This is a genomic window from Pseudomonas sp. QS1027, assembly GCF_002814235.1.
In the GTDB taxonomy this organism is placed as follows: domain Bacteria; phylum Pseudomonadota; class Gammaproteobacteria; order Pseudomonadales; family Pseudomonadaceae; genus Aquipseudomonas.
Map to the genome: position 1 here is coordinate 57,714 of NZ_PHSU01000023.1, position 18,813 is coordinate 76,526.

Sequence of the window (18,813 nt, forward strand, 5' to 3'; positions counted from 1 at the left end):
TCAAGCCATTTTTCAGGAAATCCATTGGTAATGGACAATATCTGGCGCAAACGCTTTGCCGCGCAGCACGGTCGTTTCACCGAGCCGCTGCAGGCCAGGGCCTATGACTATGTGCACGGCGCGCGGGAGATCTGGCACAGCCATGAATACGGGCAGCTGGTGCACGCGACCGCCGGGGTTATCCGCGTCCTCACCCGCCTGGGGGCCTGGACCGTCCCGCCTGGCTACGGTTTCTGGATTGCGCCGGGGGTCGATCACGAATTGCATATGGTCGGCGCTGTCGCCATGCGCGCCTTGTATGTCGAGAGTGACCAACTGCCCGCCAGTTGGCTGAGCTGCCGCCTGATCAAGGTCGAGCCGTTGCTGCGCGAACTGATCCTGGTGCTGCTCGAGCCCGAGGCCGATACCGCGCTGGTCACGCCCCTGCTGCTGCAACGCCTGACCCTGGCCCCGCCCACCGAAGGTTGCAGCCTGCCGCTGCCTCGCGACAAACGCCTGCTCAAGGTCTGTGAGTTGCTGCTCGACAACCCGGCCAACCCCGCCACCCTCGAGGACTGGAGCGAACGCATCGGTGCCAGTGTGCGCACCTTGCGCCGACGCTTTCGTGATGAAACCGGCTTGAGCTTCAACCAGTGGCGCCAGCAACTGCGCATTGCCGAAGCGGTGTGTCAGTTGGCCCAGGGCCATCCGCTGGGGCAGATCGCCCGCGAGCTGGGTTACGCCAATGGCAATGCCTTCGGCGCCATGTTCAAGCGGGTACTGGGGGAAGTCCCGAGCCGTTATGTGAAGGGTTAAGTGCACTGCGCCGGCCGTTTGAGCCCAGGTCAGTCCTTTTTGGAATGATCCCTGGACCTTAATTCGTTTGAACCCTCCCCCCACCACCCGCAGAATTCAGCCCAAGTCCAGTCATCCCGATTTTGCGGAGTACCCATCCCATGAGCACCGCTGTCTTCGCCCACCCCGACGAAATCCGCGCGAATTTTTCCCGTGCCATGTCGCAGATGTACAAGACCGAAGTGCCGCTCTACGGCGCGCTGTTGGAGTTGGTCGGACAAATCAATGAGCAGGTGCTGGGCGAGAATGCCCAGGTCGCCGAGAGCCTGCGCCAGACCGGCGAGATCCGTCGCCTGGACATGGAGCGCCACGGCGCCATTCGCGTCGGCACGGCGGCGGAACTGGCGACCCTGGCTCGACTGTTCGCGGTGATGGGCATGGAACCGGTGGGTTATTACGACCTCACCCCGGCCGGCGTGCCGGTGCATTCCACGGCCTTTCGCGCGGTGCATGAAACGGCCTTGCAGGTCAGCCCGTTCCGCGTCTTCACTTCGCTGCTGCGCCTGGAACTGATCGAGGAAGACGGGCTGCGGGAGTTCGCCGAGTGGATCCTCAGCCGGCGGAATATCTTCACCCCACGCACCATCGAGCTGATCGAAAAGGCCGAGATGAATGGCGGCCTCGATAGCGCCGATGCCGCCGAGTTCGTCCAGCAGGCGCTGGAAACCTTCCGCTGGCACAACAGCGCCACGGTGTCCCTGGACGAGTACCGCAAGCTCAATGCCCAGCATCGGCTGATCGCCGACGTGGTGGCGTTCAAGGGCCCGCATATCAACCACCTGACCCCGCGCACCCTGGACATCGATGCGGTGCAGGTGGCCATGCCGGCCAAGGGCATCACCCCCAAGGCGGTGATCGAAGGCCCGCCGCGCCGCGAGTGCCCGATCCTGTTGCGCCAGACCAGCTTCAAGGCGCTGGAGGAGGCCATCACCTTTATCGGCCAGGACGCCAGCGAAACCGGCAGCCACTCGGCGCGTTTCGGCGAAATCGAACAACGCGGCGCAGCGCTGACGCCCAAGGGCCGCCTGCTCTACGACCGCTTGCTGAACGCCGCACGGGAGGAACTCGGTGATTTCCCCAGCGAGGCCAATGCCGCGCGTTATGACCAGATCATGGCGAACGCCTTCAAGGCCTTCCCCGACAACTACAGCGAGATGCGCAGGCAGGGGTTGGCGTACTTCCGTTACTTCCCGACCGAGAAAGGCATCGCCGCGCGCAGCAGCGAGCTGCCGCTGCGGGAGCTGGAAGCGCTGATCGAAGCCGGCCAGGTGAGTTTCGAGCCGCTGGTGTATGAGGACTTTTTGCCGGTCAGTGCGGCCGGGATCTTCCAGTCGAACCTGGGGGATGACGCGCAGGCGCATTACACCGGCAGCTCCAACCGCGAGCAGTTCCACCAGGCACTGGGGCGCGAAACCATCGATGAGTTGCAGCTGTATGCCGCGACGCAGCGGCGTTCGCTGCTGGCGTGTTCGACCCGGCTGAATATCGCGCCGTTGGTCTGATCCATACGTGTGAACGCTACATAACCCTGTAGGAGCCGGCTTGCTGGCGATAGCGATTTTCCAGGCACCGGCGATGTCGGCTACCAGATCGCATCGCCAGCAAGCCGACTCCTACAGGGACCGCGTTCGGGCCGTGGCCCGCTATATCGCCTGCTCGGCCATCAACTCATTCAACGCCACCACCAACGGCGCCCGCACCGACGCCCGTTGCCAGACAATCCCCAGGGTCCGAAACAACCTCGGGCCCGGCACTTCCCAACGGCGCACGCCCTGCGCCTCGTGATTGGCTTCCGGCCGATCCGGCACCAGCGCCACCCCCAGTCCCTCGGCGACGAACTTGACGATGATGTCGATGCCATCCAGCTCGAACTGGGACTTGGGCTTGAGGCCATGCCCCTGCAGATAAGCCTCCACCAACTTGCCGCCGACCACCTTGCGGCTGAAGCGGATAAACGGCTCTTCAACAATGGTCGCCAGCACATCCTCGACCAGCATCGCCGTCGGGGTAATCAGCACCAGCGGCTCCTCCACCAGCGCGATCCACTCGCAGCTCTTGGGCAAGGCGAACAACGGATGCACGATCAACGCCGCATCCAGGTCGCCACTCACGACCTGCTCCATCAACTCCTGGGAGTTGCCGGGCTCGATATAGATTTCGATCTCGGGATAACGCCGACGCCACTCATGCAGCGCCGGCGGCAGCAATTGCATCAAGGCATATTGGGTCGCCCCCAGCCGCAAGGGCCCGACCGGCAGCACGCCGCTGGAGGCACTGGCCCGCAGGTCGCGGGCTTCGCGGACAATCAGCCGCGCCCGCTCGATAATCCGATGGGCCGCCGCGGTCGGTTTCACGGTATGCCCGCTGCGTCTGAGCAAGGCATTGTCGAGCTGTTTTTCCAGGGCCTTGATCTGCTGGGCCACGGTGGTCGGCGCCAGGTCCAGCTGACGCGCCGCCGCGGCGATGGAGCCGCAGTCGATCACCGCCAGGAAGGTTTCGAGAAATAGTGTGTCCATCCACGGATTTTACGTTGTTCAATCGCGCGAACAAGCGCTTTTCAAGGGTCGTGAAAAACCGCAGATTAGCCCTTTGCACACTCAGGAGCGCGACATGACCTCACACCCCCTTCAACTGGCCGATATCGAACAGGCCGCCCTGCGTATCCAGGGGCACGCCGTGGAAACGCCACTGCTGGAATTCCACAGCCTGAATGAACACTGCCAGGGCCGGGTGCTGGTCAAGCCGGAAGTGCTGCAAAGAACCGGCTCGTTCAAGTTCCGCGGCGCCTACAACACCCTGGCCAGCCTCAGTCCCGAGGAACGCGCCCGTGGCGTGCTGGCCTTCTCCTCCGGCAATCACGCCCAGGGCGTGGCCTGCGCGGCCAAGCTGTTGGGTATCCGGGCGACGATCCTGATGCCCAAGGATGCCCCTGCACTGAAGATCCGCCGCACCCGCGAATATGGCGCCCAGGTGGTGCTGTTCGATCGCGAGACCGAAGACCGCGAGGCCATCGCCGCGACGCTGACCGCCGAAAGCGGCGCGGTGCTGGTCAAGCCCTACGACGATCCGCGGGTCATGGCCGGCCAGGGCACCCTCGGACTGGAGATCGCCCGCCAGGCCGAGGCGCTGGGCCTGCGTCCCGACATGGCCCTGGTGCCCTGCGGCGGTGGCGGCCTGATTGCCGGGGTGAGCGTGGCCCTGCACAGTCAGTTTCCCGAGATCGCGCTGTATGCGGTGGAGCCGGAGGGCTTCGATGACACCGGGCGCTCCCTGGTGGCGGGCAGCCGGCAAAGTATCGCGCCGGGCGGCCATTCGATCTGCGATGCGATCCTGACCCCGGCGCCTGGCGAATTGACCTTCGAGATCAATCGCCAGTTGCTGCGCGGCGCGCTGACGGTGACCGATGCCGAGGTCCGCTTCGCCCTGAGATGGGCATTCGAGAACCTCAAGCTGGTGGTCGAACCGGGGGGCGTGGTCGGCCTCGCGGCGTTGCTGGCCGGACGTATCGCGCTGGAGGGCCGTTGCGCAGTGATCGTCTTGTCCGGGGGCAATGCCGACCCGGCACTGTTCGCCAACGCACTGCTGACGAACGATTGAGCGACGCGGTGCAGAAGTGACGCTTCTGCACCCGACGGGATTCGTCAGGCCTTCCCTTCCAGTGCCTGCAAGCGCCGGTACAGCGTGCGTTCGCTCATCCCCAGGGTTTTCGCCAGTTCGCTGCGCGAGCCGTCGAACATCGCCAGGGCGTGGGCCAATTGCTCCAACTCGTTGCGCCCACGCCGCCGCTGTGGTGTCGCCGCCGCCGTTTCACGACGCAGCTCGGCGGGCAGGTCGACCACCCGGATCACTCCATCGTCGGTAAACAGTCGGGCCCGCTCCAGCACATTGCGCAGTTCGCGGATATTGCCCGGCCAGTCATGCAGCCCCAGGGCCTTCATCGCCAGCGGATCGATACGCGGCACCGCCGTCGGGGCCAGGCGTTGCAACAGGCTGTCGATCAGCAACGGCAGGTCGTCGCTGCGTTCGCGCAGGGCCGGCAGGCGAATCGGAAAGGCGCTGATGCGGTAGAACAGGTCCTGGCGAAAACTCCCGGCGCTGACCATGTCCTTGAGCGGCTTGTGGGTCGCGCACACCAGGCGGAAGTCCGAGTGCACGGTGCGCAGGCTGCCCACCGGCCGAAAGCTGCCGGACTCGATCAGGCGCAGCAGCTTGACCTGCATGGCCAGCGGCACCTCGCCGATCTCGTCGAGAAACAACGTGCCGCCATGGGCCGCCTCGGCCAGGCCGATCTTGCGCTGCAAGGCGCCGGTGAAGGCGCCCTTTTCGTAACCGAAGAGTTCGCTCTCCAGCAGGGTTTCGGTCAGGCCGGTGCAGTCGACCACCACCAGCGGCCCGCCGGCCCGTGGACTGCCCTCGTGCAGGGCGCGGGCAAAGAGTTCCTTGCCGGTGCCCGACTCACCTTGCAGCAACACCGGAATCGGCGACGGCGCCGCCCGTTGCAAGGCACTCAAGGCCTCCTTGAACGGTGCCGAGCGCCCCACCAGGCCCTGGTGCTGCGGCTGGGCCGACGCCACGGTGACGGTATTCAAGCGTTCGACATAACCGACCACCTCGCCCTGCTCGTCCAGCAAGGGGCGCAGTTCCACATCGACGTGCTCGGGGCCACGTGGCGTGTGGTGAATATGCAGGACCCGCTCGGGCAAGCGGCTTTCGTGGGCCTTGCGCATGGGGCAGTGTTCGCCGGCCTGGTCGCAGGGCACCGCGAACTGATGGGAGACCCGAAAGCATTTCGCGCCGACATGGGGACGCCCCTCTACCCCGAACTGGCGCTGGTAGGCGGTGTTGGCCGCGACGATGTTGTAGTCGGTGTCGAGGACGATGGTGGGCTGGAGGTCGTGCTCCAGGTAGGACACCAGGGCTCGCATATCGGGTCGGGCAAGGTCGGTGGCAAGGATGGTCATGGCAACTCCCGGGTGGAGGCAGGAGCTTAATGCATGCCCGGGCTTTCTGCCATTCGCTGCCACCGACTGCCAAAATGACTGCCATTTTATCTGGCAGTGCCCTGTAAATCAGAAAACGTCGGCGAACGAGTTGATATAAATCAGTAGTCACGGCCTAAAATCAAAAATCAAGCTTGGCATGCTTATTGAACTCTCTGACAGACAGGACCGGGATATTGAAGACACCGCCTAACCTGTAGGAGCAGGGCTTGCCCGCGAAGCTTTTGGCGTTCTCAAGGACCCCTTCGCGAGCAAGCTCTGCTCCTGCAGGGACCGCGTGAACCCCATACCCGCCGACGACATCCGGAGTACGCAATGACCTTTGGCGACAAGCTAGCCGTAGAAGCCTTTTTCGACCCTGACACCTGGACCATCAGCTACCTGGTGCTGGACACCAGCACCCGCCGCTGCGCGCTGATCGACAGCGTGCTCGACTACGACCCCAAGTCCGGACGGACCCGCACCGCGTCGGCCGACCGCCTGGTCGCCAGGGTCCAGGAACTGGATGCCCGGGTGGAGTGGATCCTGGAAACCCACGTGCACGCCGACCACCTCTCGGCGGCGGCCTACCTGAAGGAACAACTCGGCGCCAAGGTCGCCATCGGCAGTCATATCACCGTGGTCCAGCAGGTGTTCGGCGAACTCTTCCACGCCGGCAGCGACTTCCAGCGCGACGGCAGCCAGTTCGACGTGCTGCTGGGGGACAACGCCGAATTCAGCATCGGCACCCTGAAAGCTCGCGCCCTGCACACCCCGGGACATACCCCGGCGTGCATGAGTTACCTGATCGAATCCGGCGGCGAACTCGTCGCCTTTATCGGCGACACCCTGTTCATGCCCGACTACGGCACCGCCCGCTGCGACTTCCCCGGCGCCGATGCGCGCACCCTCTATCGCTCGATCCGCCAACTGCTGGCGCTGCCACCGCAGACCCGGCTGTTCATGTGCCACGACTACCTGCCGGGCGGCCGCGAACTGCGCTACATGACCACCGTCGCCGAACAGCGCGCGAACAATATCCATATCCATGAGGGCATCGACGAGGACGCTTTCGTCAGTATGCGCGAGGCCCGCGACGCCACCCTCGACATGCCGGTGCTGATGCTGCCGGCGGTGCAGGTGAACATGCGCAGCGGCCAACTGCCCGAGCCGGAAGCCAACGGCGTGCGCTACCTGAAGATCCCGCTCAATGCCCTCTGAACCAGGACCCGACACCATGTCTTCGACTGCCGTTTCCCATCACCAGATCCTGATCGTCGGCGCCGGCGCGGCCGGCATTGCCGTGGCCGCCAGCCTGCTGGCCCGGGCGCCGGACCTGGATATCGCGATCATCGACCCGGCCGACACCCACTATTACCAACCCGGCTGGACCCTGGTCGGCGCCGGGGTGTTTCGTCCCGAGTCGACCGCCCGGCCCATGGCCTCGCTGATTCCCCGTGGCGTACGCTGGATCAAGGCGGCGGTCAGCGCCTTCGGCCCCCACGGCCACGAAGTGGTGCTCACCGACCAGAGCCGGGTCGGCTACGAACAGTTGATCGTCTGCCCCGGCCTGAAACTCGACTGGGCGGCCATCGACGGGCTCGAAGAGACCCTCGGGCGCAATGGCGTGACCTCCAACTATCGCTACGACCTCGCGCCCTACACCTGGAAACTGGTGCAGGAACTCAACGAGGGTGAAGCCCTGTTCAGCCAGCCGCCGATGCCGATCAAATGTGCCGGCGCGCCGCAGAAGGCCCTGTACCTGTCCTGCGATCACTGGCTCAAGAGCGGACAACTGGAGCGAATCAACGCCCGCTTCTTCAACGCCGGCGCCGTGCTGTTCGGCGTGGCCGACTATGTGCCGGCGCTGATGGAATACATCCACAAGTACGCCATTGACCTGCAATTCGGCCACAGCCTGGTGGCGGTCAACGGCCCGGCGAAGCAGGCGACCTTTGCCCGCACCCTGGCCGATGGCACTCGGGAAACCCTGGTCCGCTCGTTCGACATGCTGCATGTGGTGCCGCCGCAAGTGGCCCCGGACTTTATCCGCTCAAGCCCCTTGGCCGATGCCGCCGGTTGGGTCGATGTCGATCCGGCCACCCTGCAACACCGCCAGTTCGCCAATATCCACGGCCTGGGCGACGTGACCAATACCAGCAATGCCAAGACCGCCGCCGCCGCGCGCAAGCAGGCGCCGGTGGTGGCCAACAACGTGCTGGTGGCCCTCGGCCGACTGACCCGGCAGGCCAGCTACGACGGTTATGGTTCGTGCCCGCTGACGGTGGAGCGCGGCAAGATCGTTCTTGCCGAATTCACCTACGGCGGCAAGCTGGCGCCGACCTTCGCGCCCTGGTTGCTCGATGGGCGCAAACCGACGCGGCTGGCCTGGTGGCTGAAGGAGCGGATCCTGCCGCCGCTGTACTGGCGCGGCATGCTCAAGGGCCGTGAATGGCTGGCGCGGCCGACATTGATGGCGGCCAAAACCCAACCATGAACGAACATCTTTTTCTGGGGGCGGGACTGGGTACGCTGATTGGCGCGATCCTGGCCCTGACCGGGGCCGGCGGCGGCATTCTCGCGGTGCCGTTGCTGGTATTCGGGCTGGGTTTGTCGATGGTCGAGGCAGCGCCCATCGGCTTGCTCGCAGTGGGTCTGGCGGCGGGCGTCGGTGCCTTGCTCGGTTTGCGCCAGGGTATCGTGCGTTATCGGGCAGCGGCCTATATCGCCGGAGTCGGCGTGCTGCTGACGCCCCTGGGCTTGTGGCTCGCCCATCATCTGCCCAACGAGCCGCTGGCACTGGGGTTTGCCGTGGTGATGGTCTATGCCTGCGGGCGGATCTTTCTCAAGGCGCGCAAGGAATTGCAGCACGGGCATCCGGCGCCGCGACCGGGCTTCCAGCCGTGCGTGCTGAATCCGTTGCAAGGCCGGTTACGCTGGACCCTGCCCTGCGCCCGGGCGCTGACCGTTACCGGGATGCTCTCGGGATTGCTGTCGGGGCTGCTCGGGGTCGGTGGCGGTTTTGTCATCATTCCGGCGTTGACCCGTTATACCAATCTGGACAGCAAGAGCATCGTCGCCACGTCCCTGGCGGTGATTGCGCTGGTGTCGCTGGGCAGTGTGGTCACGGCCACGTTGTCCGGGGTAATGCACTGGTCGCTGGGCGGACCGTTTGCGGCGGGGGCGGTGCTCGGGTTGGTGCTGGGGCGCCAGGTTGCCGGGCATCTGGCCGGACCCCGATTGCAGCAACTGTTCGCGCTGGTCGGGGTGATCGCGGCGGCGCTGCTGGCAGTGGGGGCACTGGGTCTTTCGTTCTGAGCAGACAACCTCCAGGGTCAACACAAACGGTATTTTTATTCCGCCGGCAACTTGCGGAACCCCACCGCCAAACGGTTCCAGCTGTTGATAGTGTTGATCGCCAGGGTCAAATCGACCATTTCCTTCGGACTGAACTCGGCGCTCAGCAACGCATAATCCTCATCCGGCGCATGGGTCTGGGAAATCTGCGTCAGCGCCTCGGTCCAGGCGATCGCAGCCCGTTCACGCGCGGTGAAGAACGGCGTTTCACGCCAGACCGACAGACAGTGCAAGCGCCGTTCGGTCTCACCCAGCTTGCGCGCATCGGTGGTGTGCATGTCGACGCAAAAGGCACAGCCATTGATCTGCGAAGAACGCAGTTTGACCAGTTCGACCAGCGACGGCTCCAAAGGCAGTTTGCTCACCGCGCTTTCAAGGGCCAGCATGGCTTTGATGGCATCGGGCGAAGCGCTGTAGAAATCGACACGAGGTTGCATGGTGTTGCTCCTGGCAAGTGGGGAATGACGCTAAGGTAAGCCCCGTCGGCCGCAGGACAAATAGCCAATTCCGGCAAAGATCGGGATGCCAATCCCGACGTGTCGAAGCCCCCGCCGGCAGGCTAGACTGCGCCCATCGGCGCGAATCCGCCCCGCCCTCTCCAGCCGAGCCGCGACATGGAATTGCACATCACCCTCAGCGGCAGCCGCGATCTGGCCAAACAGATCACCGAACAACTGCGCGAGGCCATTACCCTGGGCACCCTGGCCGCCGGCACACGCCTGCCGCCGACCCGGCTGCTCGCCGAACAGCTGGGGGTGTCGCGCAAGACCGTCGCCGATGCCTACAGCCACCTCACCTACGACAACCTGCTGGTCGGACGGGTCGGCGCCGGCACCTTCGTCAACCGCCACGTGCCCCACGCCACACAGCCGATCCAGGCCAATGAACTGGCCGGGGCCGCGGTGATCCAGCATTGGCGCGACGCAGCCATGCCGATGCATCACCCGACCCATACCCTGCGCTACGACTACCTCGGCGGAGCCACCGGCAAGCATCAGTTTCCCGAGGAAGAATGGCGCCGCTGCATGCTGTTCGCCTTGCGCCAGGGCGCGCAGTCCCGAGGTTTGTACGGCCAGCCGGAAGGCTTGCCGATGCTCCGTGAAGCCATTGCCCGGCATATCGGTTTCTCCCGTGGCGTGCGCTGCAACAGTGACGACCTGCTGGTGACCAATGGCGCGCAACAGGCCCTCGACCTGGTCGCCCGGGTGCTGGTGGAACCGGGTTGCACGGTGGTGGTGGAAGACCCCGGCTACCCGCCGGCGCGCCTGCTGTTTGCCGCCCAGGGCGCACGGGTGGTGGGGGTTGCGGTGGACGACCAGGGCCTGCGGGTGGACCTGATTCCCGAAGGCACACGACTGATCTATGTCACCCCGGCGCACCAGTTCCCCCTCGGCATGCCCATGAGCCCGGCGCGCCGCCTGGCCCTGCTGGAACGGGCGCGGGAACTCGGGGCGATCATCATCGAGGACGACTGCGAGTTCCGCTACGAAGGCCGTCCCACCGACTGCCTGCAAAGTCTCGACCGCCGGCTTCCATCTGGCGATCCTCGCCAAGGGCCCGCAGGACATCCCGCTGCTGATCGAACTGGCGAAACAGGCCGAAATCGGCCTGTACCCGCTGGCCCCCTTCTACTACACCGCCGCGCCCCGCAACGGCCTGCTGATGGGCTACGGCTGCATCGAGACCCTGGATATCCAGCCATCGCTGGACCGGCTACGGGAACTGCTCAAACAGATGGCCTGAACCGACCGGCCCGGGCTCGCGCCATATATTTTGCCTACGACACAAACCTGTAGGAGCAGGGCTTGTCGGATCGCCGCGAAGGCATCCTGAAGGACACCTCAAACTCCGCGACTGATCACCCCCTCAAGTCCGACTACGCAACCACTGCATAAACCCGCGCTTCTCCGCCGGTTTGGGCACTTCGCGGGTGAAGTTCTGCACCGCGCTCAAGCGTCGGTCGAGCAGGCTTTTCATCGCCTCGCCGATATCGTGCCGGGCTTCCAGGCACGGCTTGAGGTACTCGTTTTCAATGCGATACAGCACGCAGTCGGTCTTGGCGGTGAAGTCCGCCACCACCGCCATGTCGGCCAGCACCCCGGCCTCGCCGATCACCTCGCCCGGCCCCATGCGCCCGGCCTCCAGCGGCACCCCGCCGCGCAACAGCGTCACCGAGACCACACCGGACTCGATGATGAACAGGTGATCGCTGACCTCGCCGCGGGCCATGATCTCGCTGCCGGCACGGAACATCTGCGCCTGCATGTTCTCGCTGAACGTGTCCTTCTCCTCCGAACGCAAGGTGGAGAAAATCGAAGAGCTTTCCAACAACCTTCGCGGCCGCGATAAATTCACCGGCGCGGCACTCTCGCCACTCGACAGCAGGCTCACCCCCGAAGCGCGCAAGTGTCGGAACGCCAGGTCGTAGAGCTGATTGCGCACCTCGCGCTTCTCGCCCATGGACACCACAAAACCGTTGATTTCGTATTCGGCGCCCTCGGCGCTGGAGCTTTTCAACGTCACGCAGGGCGCCGGGGTCGCCAGCAAGGCGCGACAGCCGAGCATCGCGCGCTCCAGGGCATCGATCACCACCTGGGGCCGGGAATGCGGGCTGACCTGGACACTGATGGACAGGCCATGCATATCGCTGGGCCGGCTGAAGTTGACGATCTTGGCCCTGGCCGCCAGGGAGTTGGGCACCACCGCCATGCTGCCCTGGGAGGTCTGCAAGCGCGTGGCACGCCAGTCGATATCGACGACCCGGCCTTCGGTACCGTCGATGGCCACCCAGTCGTCGACCTGATAAGGCTTGGTGGCGTTCAGGACAATCCCGGAAAACACGTCGCTGAGGGTGCTCTGCAAGGCCAGGCCGACAATGATCGCCAGGGCCCCGGACGTCGCCAGCACGCCCTTGACCGGCAGGTCGAGGACATAGGCCGCCGCCGCGACAATGGCGATCAGGAAAATGATCGCCCCGAGCACATCCTGGACCAGCCGTCCGGCATGCCCGACCCGCTGCATCATCACCGTGCCGAGCAGCACCGTCAGGGTCCGCGCGCCGAACAGCCACCAGCCGATCTGCAGGCCGGTGGCCGCCAGGTGCCGGGGAATGTCATCCGGCCAGGGCGCGGTCTGCAACGGGTTCATGCCTTCGTTGAACAGCAGCAGGCTGAACAGCGAGAACACCGTCAAGCGCACCGCCAGTTTCCAGGTATCGCTCTTGCTGCCCATCAGGTGCCACAACACCAGATCGATCACGATCAGCAGAAAAGCGCAGGACAGGGGATGTTCAGACAACAGGTCAAGCATCGAGCCACTCCATGAAAAGAAACCGTCGGCGACGCGAAGATCGCACAGAACGGCTTCATGGAGTTATAGCTTTATATTCGCGGTGGCGGGCGGCCCTCGGCGAACGAGGACCGCCTGGCGTCGTCAGTCGTGCATCTGCCCGAAGCGCCCGGCCTGGAAGTCGGCAAAGGCCTGGTGGATCTCGGCTTCGCTGTTCATCACAAAGGGGCCGTGGCCGACAATCGGCTCGTCGATCGGCTCGCCGCTGAGCAACAGCACCACGGCACCGCTATCGGCGTGCAACGACACTTCGCGACCGGCCCGCTCGAAGATCACCAACTGCCCCGGTTGCGCCAGTTGCTCGCCATTGACCTGCACGCTGCCACGCAGGACCACCAGCACCGTGCTGCGACCTTCATGCAGGTCCAGCGCCAGGGTTTTCCCGCCGTTCAGGCGGATATCCCAGACATCCATCGGCGTGAAGGTCCGCGCCGGCCCGCGCTGGCCATCGAACTCACCGGCGATCAGGCGCAGGCTGCCGGCCTGGTCCTTGAGGGCAATCCTCGGAATATCGCTGTCGAGAATGCCCTGGTAACCGGCCGGAGCCGACTTGTCCCGGGCCGGCAGGTTGACCCACAGCTGGACCATTTCCAGCCGGCCGCCACGTTTGGCGAAGGCTTCGGAATGAAACTCCTCGTGGATGATCCCCGCGGCGGCGGTCATCCATTGCACGTCGCCCGGGCCGATCACGCCGCCGGCACCGGTGGAGTCGCGGTGCTCCACTTCACCGTCATAGACGATGGTCACGGTTTCAAAACCGCGATGGGGATGCTGGCCGACGCCGCGACGCTGGGTGGTCGGGGTGAAATCGGCAGGGCCGGCGTGGTCCAGCATCAGGAACGGGCTGATGTGCTGGCCCAGGTTGTCATAGGAAAACAGCGTGCGCACCGGGAAGCCGTCGCCGACCCAATGGCCCCTGGGGCTGGTGTAGAGACCAAGAATCTTTTTCATGGGTACCTCCATCAATATGGGGCACAGCTTAGATTCAACTGTTTTTTGGCGCTAGACGGTAAAAAACAGCTTCATCGTTCCACCATTGGAACGATCATTCACGGGGTCGGAGGGTGCTGGATTAATTTATATTTCGGACATAATATGGAACAAAATATTACACACGTAATTTTTTGTATTGATCAGGAGCCGCCCATGCAGACCCCGAACCGCGACGTCACGCTCGCCCAATGGATCGCCGAGGAACAGGCCATGCGCGAACGCCTGCAAGGCCCCGGCAGCCTGACCCTGGCCGAGGTCAGCCAACTGACGCCGGCCGAATTCTTCAATGGCATCGGCAACGGCGAACTGCCCTCGCCCCCCATCGGCAGCTTGCTGGACTTTATTCCCATCGAATGGTCCGAGGGCCACTTCGTGTTCCAGGGCACCCCGGACACCCGTCATTACAACCCGCTGGGCAGCGTCCATGGCGGTTATGCCGCGACCCTGCTCGACTCGTGCATGGGCTGCGCCATTCACACCCGCCTGCAAAAGGGCCAGGGCTACACCACCCTGGACCTGCGCATCAGCTATGTACGCGCCCTGACCGGCAGCAGCGGGCCGATCCGTGCCGAGGGCAAGATCGTCCACCTCGGGCGCTCCACTGCCCTGGCCGAAGGGCGGATCTATGACGTCGACGGCCGGCTTTATGCCACCGGTTCCACCACTTGCATGATTCTCCAACCCCGCGGCTGAGCAACCGCCGCGTCCCTTGTTCCCAGCCCCAGGAGTTTCGCCATGACCTCCATCGTGATCGCCGGTTACGCCCGTTCCCCCTTTCATTTCGCGAAAAAAGGCGCGCTGATCGATATCCGTCCCGACGACCTCGCCGCCCAGGTGCTGCGCGGCCTGGTGGACAAGCTCGGCCTCGATCCCGCCGAACTCGAAGACCTGGTCATGGGCTGCGCCTACCCGGAAGCCGAGCAAGGCATGAATATCGCCCGCATCGCCAGTTTCCGCGCCGGTTTCCCCAACAGCCTCGGCGGCGCGACGATCAACCGCTTCTGCGGCTCGTCCATGAGCGCCGTGCACTACGCCGCCGGGCAGATCCTCCTGGGGGCCGGCGACGCCTTCCTCTGCGCCGGGGTGGAATCCATGACCCGGGTGCCCATGGGCGGTTTCAATATCTCGCCGAACCCGACGCTGATGCGCGACCACCCCGAGGTGTACATGCCCATGGGCTACACCGCCGAAGAAGTCGCACGGCGCTACGATATCGGTCGTGCCGAGCAGGAAAGCCTGGCCGTCGAGTCCCATGCCAAGGCCAGCAAGGCTCGCGAGCTGGGGCGCCTGGCAGACGAAATCATTGCCATCCAGACCGAGAACGGCTGGGTCAGGGAGGATGGTTGCATTCGCCCGGGCACCAGCCTGGAAGGTCTGGGCGGGTTGAAACCGGCGTTCGACGGCAGCGTCACCGCCGGCACCGCCTCGCCCCTGACCGACGGTAGCGCCGCCGTGCTGGTGTGCAGCGAAACCTTCGCCCGCGAGCGCGGCTTGTCGATCCTGGCGCGAATCAGGGCAGTCGCGGTGGCCGGCTGCCCGCCGGAAATCATGGGCATGGGCCCGGTCCACGCGACCCGCAAGGTGCTGCAACGAGCCGGTTTGCAGATCGGCGATATCGACCTGGTGGAAATCAACGAAGCCTTTGCCAGCCAGTCCCTGGCCTGCCTGCGGGAACTTGACCTGGATCGCGGCCGGATCAACCTCGACGGCGGCGCCCTGGCCATCGGTCATCCCCTGGGAGCCACCGGCGCGCGCATCACCGGCAAGGCCGCCGCCCTGCTGCAACGCACCGGCGGGCGCTACGCCATTGCCACGCAATGCATCGCTGGCGGCCAGGGCATCGCGACGTTGCTGGAGGCCATCGAGGACTGACCTGACACTCCGCCCATTCGTGCGCATTGGTAAAGAGTCCTTTTCCCCACCCCTACTTTTTCTCAAAGATCGGGATGGGGATACTCCTGCTCATTCCCACTGTCACTTCAGGAGTCACCCATGTCTGTTCCCGCCTTCGGCCTTGGTACCTTCCGCCTGCAAGGCCAGGTTGTCATCGACTCGGTCAGCACTGGCCTCGAGCTGGGCTACCGGGCCGTCGATACCGCGCAGATCTACGAAAACGAGGCCGAGGTCGGCCAGGCCATTGCCGCCAGCGGCATCCCCCGTGACGAGCTGTTCATTACCAGCAAGATCTGGATCGCCAACCTCGGCAAGGACGCCTTGATCCCCAGCCTCAAGGAAAGCCTGCGCAAACTGCAGACCGACTACCTGGACCTGACCCTGATCCACTGGCCATCACCAGAAGACCAGGTACCGGTCGCCGAATTCATGGGCGCGTTGCTGGAGGCCAAGCAACTGGGCCTGACCCGTGAGATCGGCGTGTCCAACTTCACCGTCGAGCTGATGCAGCAGGCGATTGCCGCCGTCGGCGCCGATCAGATCGCCACCCACCAGATCGAATTGCACCCTTACCTGCAGAACCGCAAGGTGGTGGCAGCGGCCCAGGACCAGGGCATCCAGATCACTTCCTACATGACCCTGGCCTATGGGGAAGTGTTGAAGGACCCGGTCATCCGCCAGATCGCCGAGCAGCATCAGGCGACCCCGGCACAGGTGACCCTGGCCTGGGCCATGCAGTTGGGTTATGCGGTGATTCCGTCGTCGACCAGGCGCGAGAACCTGGCGAGCAACCTCAAGGCCCGGGACCTGCGTTTGAGTGATGAAGAGATGGCGAAGATCGCCGGACTCGAACGCGCCCACCGCCTGACCAGCCCGGCGGGCCTGGCGCCGCAGTGGGATTGACGGCAAATCACTAGATCAACTGGTTGCGTTTGGCGAACTCTGCCAGCGCCACCACCGACTTCAGATTGAGCTTGTCGATCAAACGGGTCTTGTAGGTGCTGACCGTCTTGTCGCTGAGCAGCATCAGTTCGCTGATGTCCTTGTTCTTCATCCCCCGGGCGAGGTAGCGCAGGATACTCAGCTCGCGGTTGCTCAGGCTGTCGATCAGCACCGGCTCCGACACGCTGGCGCCTTGCCCTTGGGTGTGCCCTTCCAGGCGCGGAAAGAAGCTCTTGTTGAGCATCACCGCCTGGATCGCCAGGCGCAGCTCGATCAATTCGGCGGTCTTGGAGATATAACCCATGGCCCCGGCCCGCATGCAGCGCTCGGAATAGAACTCCGGCGCCTGTTCGGTGAGCACCACCAGCTTGCTCGGCAGGTGCAGGTCGGTCAGCCGCTTGATCGCTTCCAGGCCATCGAGCCGGGGGATATTGAGGTCCATCACAATCAGGTCCGGCGACAGCTCCCGCGCCAACTGCACCGCATCGACGCCGTTATCGGCCTCGGCGACGACCTTGAACCCCTCCTTTTCCAGCAAGACCTTGATGGCCATGCGAATGAACGGGTGATCGTCAACTATCAGGGCTGTGCGCATTACAAATCCTCAAGAAGTACGCCAGCCACTGCTTGAGACGGGAACGTGCTTGTATCGAAAAAAGACAGGGAAATAGCGAAATACAGTATAGGAAAAATCTCAATTTTTGCTGTGGCTGAAAGATGCAGGTGCGGCCATTCCGGCCCATGGATGTCAGGTTCAGAACATGAGGGCTGAACAAGGTCGGCCACTTTAGCGAGAGGTCTCGGGAGCATCTGTAGGGAAAATCCCAAGATACCCGTCACTTCCAGGAAGCTTGCACGGATCCGGCCGCGGCAGGCAGCGACTGGGCGCTGCCCGCGAGGAGGTTCTCAGTCGGTGGTACTCGGGCTCCAGAACGCCTGCTGGACCATGCTTGAGGTCGACAGCCGCGCCACCAGCGCATCGAGTTCGTCGCCGTCCACCGAGGTGATTGCCAGGGTCGCTTCGATTTCCACTTCTTCGTCGCCGAAAGGCCTTACCTCGACGTCGCTAGCCGGGTAGTTGCTGCGCTCCAGTTCCTTTTCCAGCAACGACAGGACGGTCTTCTGCTGGGCCCGCCGGACAATCAGGTAGAGGATATAAGTGACCTCCGCCGAGACCACGTCCAGCGGCTGGCGGTTGATATAGTTGACGATCGGCCGCAGCAAGGTGTTCGCCGCGAGGACGAACAAGGTCCCCAGCAGGGCTTCGAGGATCAGGTCGGCACCGGCGCAGGCGCCGACCGCCGCCGAGGCCCAGAGGGTCGCGGCGGTGTTCAGGCCACGGACATTGCCCTCCTCGCGCATGATCACCCCGGCGCCGAGAAAACCGATGCCGGAGACCACGTAGGCGACCACCCGCACCGCCCCTTCGGCGCCCCCCAGGCGGTTGGCCATATCGACAAAGATCGCCGCCCCCACCGCCACCAGTACGTTGGTGCGCAAGCCGGCGGTGCGTTGGCGGTACTGGCGTTCAAAACCGATCAGGCCACCGAGGATAAAGGCGGCGCTGAGGCTGACGAAGGTATCGACCAGGGAATCGAGATTGATGTTGTTCAGGGCTTGCATGAAAGCTCTCGTGTCTGCACGGGGTGGCGCAGGCATAGCACATCCAGGCGAACGGAATGATGTCAGCGCGCAGGCCTCAGCTCGCTTCCCACTGACGCATCCGCACGCGGCAGTGCTTCATCGCATTGACGATGTGCTTTTCCACCAGGCTGCGGGAGATTCCCAGGCGTTCGGCGATCTCCGGGTGGGACAGGCCCTCGATCTTGCGCAAGGTGAAGCTGTCGCGACACGGCTCCGGCAGCTCCGCCAGGGCCCGCTGCAACATGTCCAGGCGCAGGCCATGGTCCAGGGAGATTTGCGGCGACGGGCTGAAAAACCGCTCATCGTTGTCGAGCACGTCCAGGGATTCGTTCTGGCGTACGGTATTGCGCCGGTGCTCATCGATCACCAGGTTCATCGCCGTGCGATAGAGGAAGGCTCGCGGCTGCCCTATCGGGGTCTCGCTCGAACGCTCGAGCACCCGCAGGTAGGCATCGTGCACAACGTCTTCGGCCGCCTGGCGATTGCCCAGCCGGGCATTGAGGAAACACACCAGCTCGCGGTAGTAGCTTTCCAACCTGACTCCTGTCCGCACACCCGGCGGGACTGTCCTTGAGCATGATCGGCAGCGTCCGGCTCGGGACCTCATGATAATGGCTGTTTGAAGCAGGCGTAATTTATAATAATTCTCATATAGATTCCAATCCTCCATTAGCCACCCGACGCAAATACCTCGAAAAGTCCACGGTCCGGACTTAAATTCGCGCGCCGACCTCTCGTCTATCTTGCAGCTCCCGTGTTTGTCGCCCGGCGACAACGAGCGCCGCGGCGCCCCCCTGTGCCCGCCGCGTCGTCACGGATCGAC

The 18,813-nt window shown here is 64.2% G+C and carries 17 protein-coding genes and 1 pseudogene; 10 read left to right on the forward strand and 8 right to left on the reverse strand.

Annotation, left to right across the window (positions count from 1 at the left end):
• The first annotated feature begins 30 nt into the window (after positions 1 to 30).
• Both CWE01_RS21015 and CWE01_RS21020 read left to right on the forward strand, forming a co-directional pair.
• Positions 31 to 795, forward strand: a complete 765-nt coding sequence (locus tag CWE01_RS21015) for a helix-turn-helix domain-containing protein (RefSeq protein WP_100942463.1) — start codon at positions 31 to 33, stop codon at positions 793 to 795.
• 140 nt (positions 796 to 935) lie between these two features.
• Positions 936 to 2,336: a VOC family protein gene (locus tag CWE01_RS21020; protein WP_100942464.1), complete on the forward strand. Its 1,401-nt coding sequence runs from the start codon at positions 936 to 938 to the stop codon at positions 2,334 to 2,336.
• 141 nt (positions 2,337 to 2,477) lie between these two features.
• Here CWE01_RS21020 and CWE01_RS21025 read toward each other — a convergent pair whose 3' ends face one another.
• Positions 2,478 to 3,350, reverse strand: coding sequence for a LysR family transcriptional regulator (locus CWE01_RS21025; RefSeq protein WP_100942465.1), 873 nt, complete (start codon positions 3,348 to 3,350; stop codon positions 2,478 to 2,480).
• A 94-nt stretch (positions 3,351 to 3,444) separates the two neighbouring features.
• Between CWE01_RS21025 and CWE01_RS21030 the strand changes: the two genes are divergently transcribed.
• A complete protein-coding gene (locus CWE01_RS21030) occupies positions 3,445 to 4,431 on the forward strand; it encodes a threonine/serine dehydratase (RefSeq protein WP_100942466.1) in 987 nt (328 codons plus the stop codon).
• Positions 4,432 to 4,475: 44 nt separating this feature from the next.
• Here the strand turns inward: CWE01_RS21030 and CWE01_RS21035 are convergent, their stop codons facing one another.
• Positions 4,476 to 5,795, reverse strand: coding sequence for a sigma-54-dependent Fis family transcriptional regulator (locus CWE01_RS21035; protein ID WP_100942467.1), 1,320 nt, complete (start codon positions 5,793 to 5,795; stop codon positions 4,476 to 4,478).
• Between the two features lie 354 nt (positions 5,796 to 6,149).
• Between CWE01_RS21035 and CWE01_RS21045 the strand changes: the two genes are divergently transcribed.
• From CWE01_RS21045 to CWE01_RS21055, 3 genes are read left to right on the forward strand one after another with little or no spacing between them, the layout of a single operon-like run.
• Positions 6,150 to 7,034 carry an MBL fold metallo-hydrolase gene (locus tag CWE01_RS21045; protein WP_100942469.1) on the forward strand — a complete coding sequence of 295 codons (885 nt, stop codon included), beginning with the start codon at positions 6,150 to 6,152 and terminating at the stop codon, positions 7,032 to 7,034.
• A gap of 16 nt (positions 7,035 to 7,050) precedes the next feature.
• A complete protein-coding gene (locus CWE01_RS21050; RefSeq protein WP_100942470.1) occupies positions 7,051 to 8,310 on the forward strand; it encodes an FAD/NAD(P)-binding oxidoreductase in 1,260 nt (419 codons plus the stop codon).
• Positions 8,307 to 9,131, forward strand: a complete 825-nt coding sequence (locus CWE01_RS21055) for a sulfite exporter TauE/SafE family protein (protein ID WP_100942471.1) — start codon at positions 8,307 to 8,309, stop codon at positions 9,129 to 9,131. Before CWE01_RS21050 ends, CWE01_RS21055 begins: the two co-directional genes overlap by 4 nt.
• A 35-nt stretch (positions 9,132 to 9,166) precedes the next feature.
• Here the strand turns inward: CWE01_RS21055 and CWE01_RS21060 are convergent, their stop codons facing one another.
• On the reverse strand, positions 9,167 to 9,607 hold the full coding sequence (locus CWE01_RS21060) for a carboxymuconolactone decarboxylase family protein (protein ID WP_100942472.1): 441 nt from the start codon (positions 9,605 to 9,607) through the stop codon (positions 9,167 to 9,169).
• Positions 9,608 to 9,784: 177 nt separating this feature from the next.
• Here CWE01_RS21060 and CWE01_RS21065 point away from each other — a divergent pair.
• Positions 9,785 to 10,913 (forward strand): annotated as a pseudogene (locus CWE01_RS21065) (PLP-dependent aminotransferase family protein).
• Between the two features lie 123 nt (positions 10,914 to 11,036).
• Here CWE01_RS21065 and CWE01_RS21070 read toward each other — a convergent pair.
• Positions 11,037 to 12,479: a mechanosensitive ion channel domain-containing protein gene (locus CWE01_RS21070; RefSeq protein ID WP_100942473.1), complete on the reverse strand. Its 1,443-nt coding sequence runs from the start codon at positions 12,477 to 12,479 to the stop codon at positions 11,037 to 11,039.
• A gap of 123 nt (positions 12,480 to 12,602) precedes the next feature.
• On the reverse strand, positions 12,603 to 13,469 hold the full coding sequence (locus CWE01_RS21075) for a pirin family protein (RefSeq protein WP_100942474.1): 867 nt from the start codon (positions 13,467 to 13,469) through the stop codon (positions 12,603 to 12,605).
• Between the two features lie 195 nt (positions 13,470 to 13,664).
• Here CWE01_RS21075 and CWE01_RS21080 point away from each other — a divergent pair, with 195 nt between their 5' ends.
• The 3 genes from CWE01_RS21080 to dkgB all read left to right on the forward strand — a co-directional run bounded on the left by CWE01_RS21080 (position 13,665) and on the right by dkgB (position 16,307).
• Positions 13,665 to 14,204 (forward strand): PaaI family thioesterase, encoded by a 540-nt coding sequence (locus tag CWE01_RS21080; RefSeq protein WP_100942475.1) that lies wholly within the window; start codon positions 13,665 to 13,667, stop codon positions 14,202 to 14,204.
• Positions 14,205 to 14,246: 42 nt separating this feature from the next.
• Positions 14,247 to 15,383 carry a thiolase family protein gene (locus tag CWE01_RS21085; protein WP_100942476.1) on the forward strand — a complete coding sequence of 379 codons (1,137 nt, stop codon included), beginning with the start codon at positions 14,247 to 14,249 and terminating at the stop codon, positions 15,381 to 15,383.
• Positions 15,384 to 15,503: 120 nt separating this feature from the next.
• Positions 15,504 to 16,307 (forward strand): 2,5-didehydrogluconate reductase DkgB, encoded by an 804-nt coding sequence (gene dkgB / locus CWE01_RS21090; RefSeq protein ID WP_100942477.1) that lies wholly within the window; start codon positions 15,504 to 15,506, stop codon positions 16,305 to 16,307.
• Between the two features lie 10 nt (positions 16,308 to 16,317).
• Here dkgB and CWE01_RS21095 read toward each other — a convergent pair whose 3' ends face one another.
• The 3 genes from CWE01_RS21095 to CWE01_RS21105 form a co-directional block, all read right to left on the reverse strand.
• Entirely contained in the window at positions 16,318 to 16,941 is a 624-nt protein-coding gene (locus tag CWE01_RS21095; RefSeq protein WP_100942478.1) for a response regulator transcription factor, read from the reverse strand.
• 311 nt (positions 16,942 to 17,252) lie between these two features.
• Positions 17,253 to 17,969 carry an MgtC/SapB family protein gene (locus CWE01_RS21100; RefSeq protein ID WP_100942479.1) on the reverse strand — a complete coding sequence of 239 codons (717 nt, stop codon included), beginning with the start codon at positions 17,967 to 17,969 and terminating at the stop codon, positions 17,253 to 17,255.
• A 76-nt stretch (positions 17,970 to 18,045) separates the two neighbouring features.
• A complete protein-coding gene (locus CWE01_RS21105) occupies positions 18,046 to 18,525 on the reverse strand; it encodes a sigma-70 family RNA polymerase sigma factor (RefSeq protein ID WP_218177064.1) in 480 nt (159 codons plus the stop codon).
• Positions 18,526 to 18,813: the final 288 nt, after the last annotated feature.

Bases quoted from the DNA above. Each gene is read 5' to 3' on its own strand.
- CWE01_RS21015 (WP_100942463.1), top strand. From the start codon at position 31: ATGGACAATATCTGGCGCAAACGCTTTGCCGCGCAGCACGGTCGTTTC.
- CWE01_RS21020 (WP_100942464.1), top strand. From the start codon at position 936: ATGAGCACCGCTGTCTTCGCCCACCCCGACGAAATCCGCGCGAATTTT.
- CWE01_RS21025 (WP_100942465.1), bottom strand. From the start codon at position 3,350: ATGGACACACTATTTCTCGAAACCTTCCTGGCGGTGATCGACTGCGGC.
- CWE01_RS21030 (WP_100942466.1), top strand. From the start codon at position 3,445: ATGACCTCACACCCCCTTCAACTGGCCGATATCGAACAGGCCGCCCTG.
- CWE01_RS21035 (WP_100942467.1), bottom strand. From the start codon at position 5,795: ATGACCATCCTTGCCACCGACCTTGCCCGACCCGATATGCGAGCCCTG.
- CWE01_RS21045 (WP_100942469.1), top strand. From the start codon at position 6,150: ATGACCTTTGGCGACAAGCTAGCCGTAGAAGCCTTTTTCGACCCTGAC.
- CWE01_RS21050 (WP_100942470.1), top strand. From the start codon at position 7,051: ATGTCTTCGACTGCCGTTTCCCATCACCAGATCCTGATCGTCGGCGCC.
- CWE01_RS21055 (WP_100942471.1), top strand. From the start codon at position 8,307: ATGAACGAACATCTTTTTCTGGGGGCGGGACTGGGTACGCTGATTGGC.
- CWE01_RS21060 (WP_100942472.1), bottom strand. From the start codon at position 9,607: ATGCAACCTCGTGTCGATTTCTACAGCGCTTCGCCCGATGCCATCAAA.
- CWE01_RS21070 (WP_100942473.1), bottom strand. From the start codon at position 12,479: ATGCTTGACCTGTTGTCTGAACATCCCCTGTCCTGCGCTTTTCTGCTG.
- CWE01_RS21075 (WP_100942474.1), bottom strand. From the start codon at position 13,469: ATGAAAAAGATTCTTGGTCTCTACACCAGCCCCAGGGGCCATTGGGTC.
- CWE01_RS21080 (WP_100942475.1), top strand. From the start codon at position 13,665: ATGCAGACCCCGAACCGCGACGTCACGCTCGCCCAATGGATCGCCGAG.
- CWE01_RS21085 (WP_100942476.1), top strand. From the start codon at position 14,247: ATGACCTCCATCGTGATCGCCGGTTACGCCCGTTCCCCCTTTCATTTC.
- dkgB (WP_100942477.1), top strand. From the start codon at position 15,504: ATGTCTGTTCCCGCCTTCGGCCTTGGTACCTTCCGCCTGCAAGGCCAG.
- CWE01_RS21095 (WP_100942478.1), bottom strand. From the start codon at position 16,941: ATGCGCACAGCCCTGATAGTTGACGATCACCCGTTCATTCGCATGGCC.
- CWE01_RS21100 (WP_100942479.1), bottom strand. From the start codon at position 17,969: ATGCAAGCCCTGAACAACATCAATCTCGATTCCCTGGTCGATACCTTC.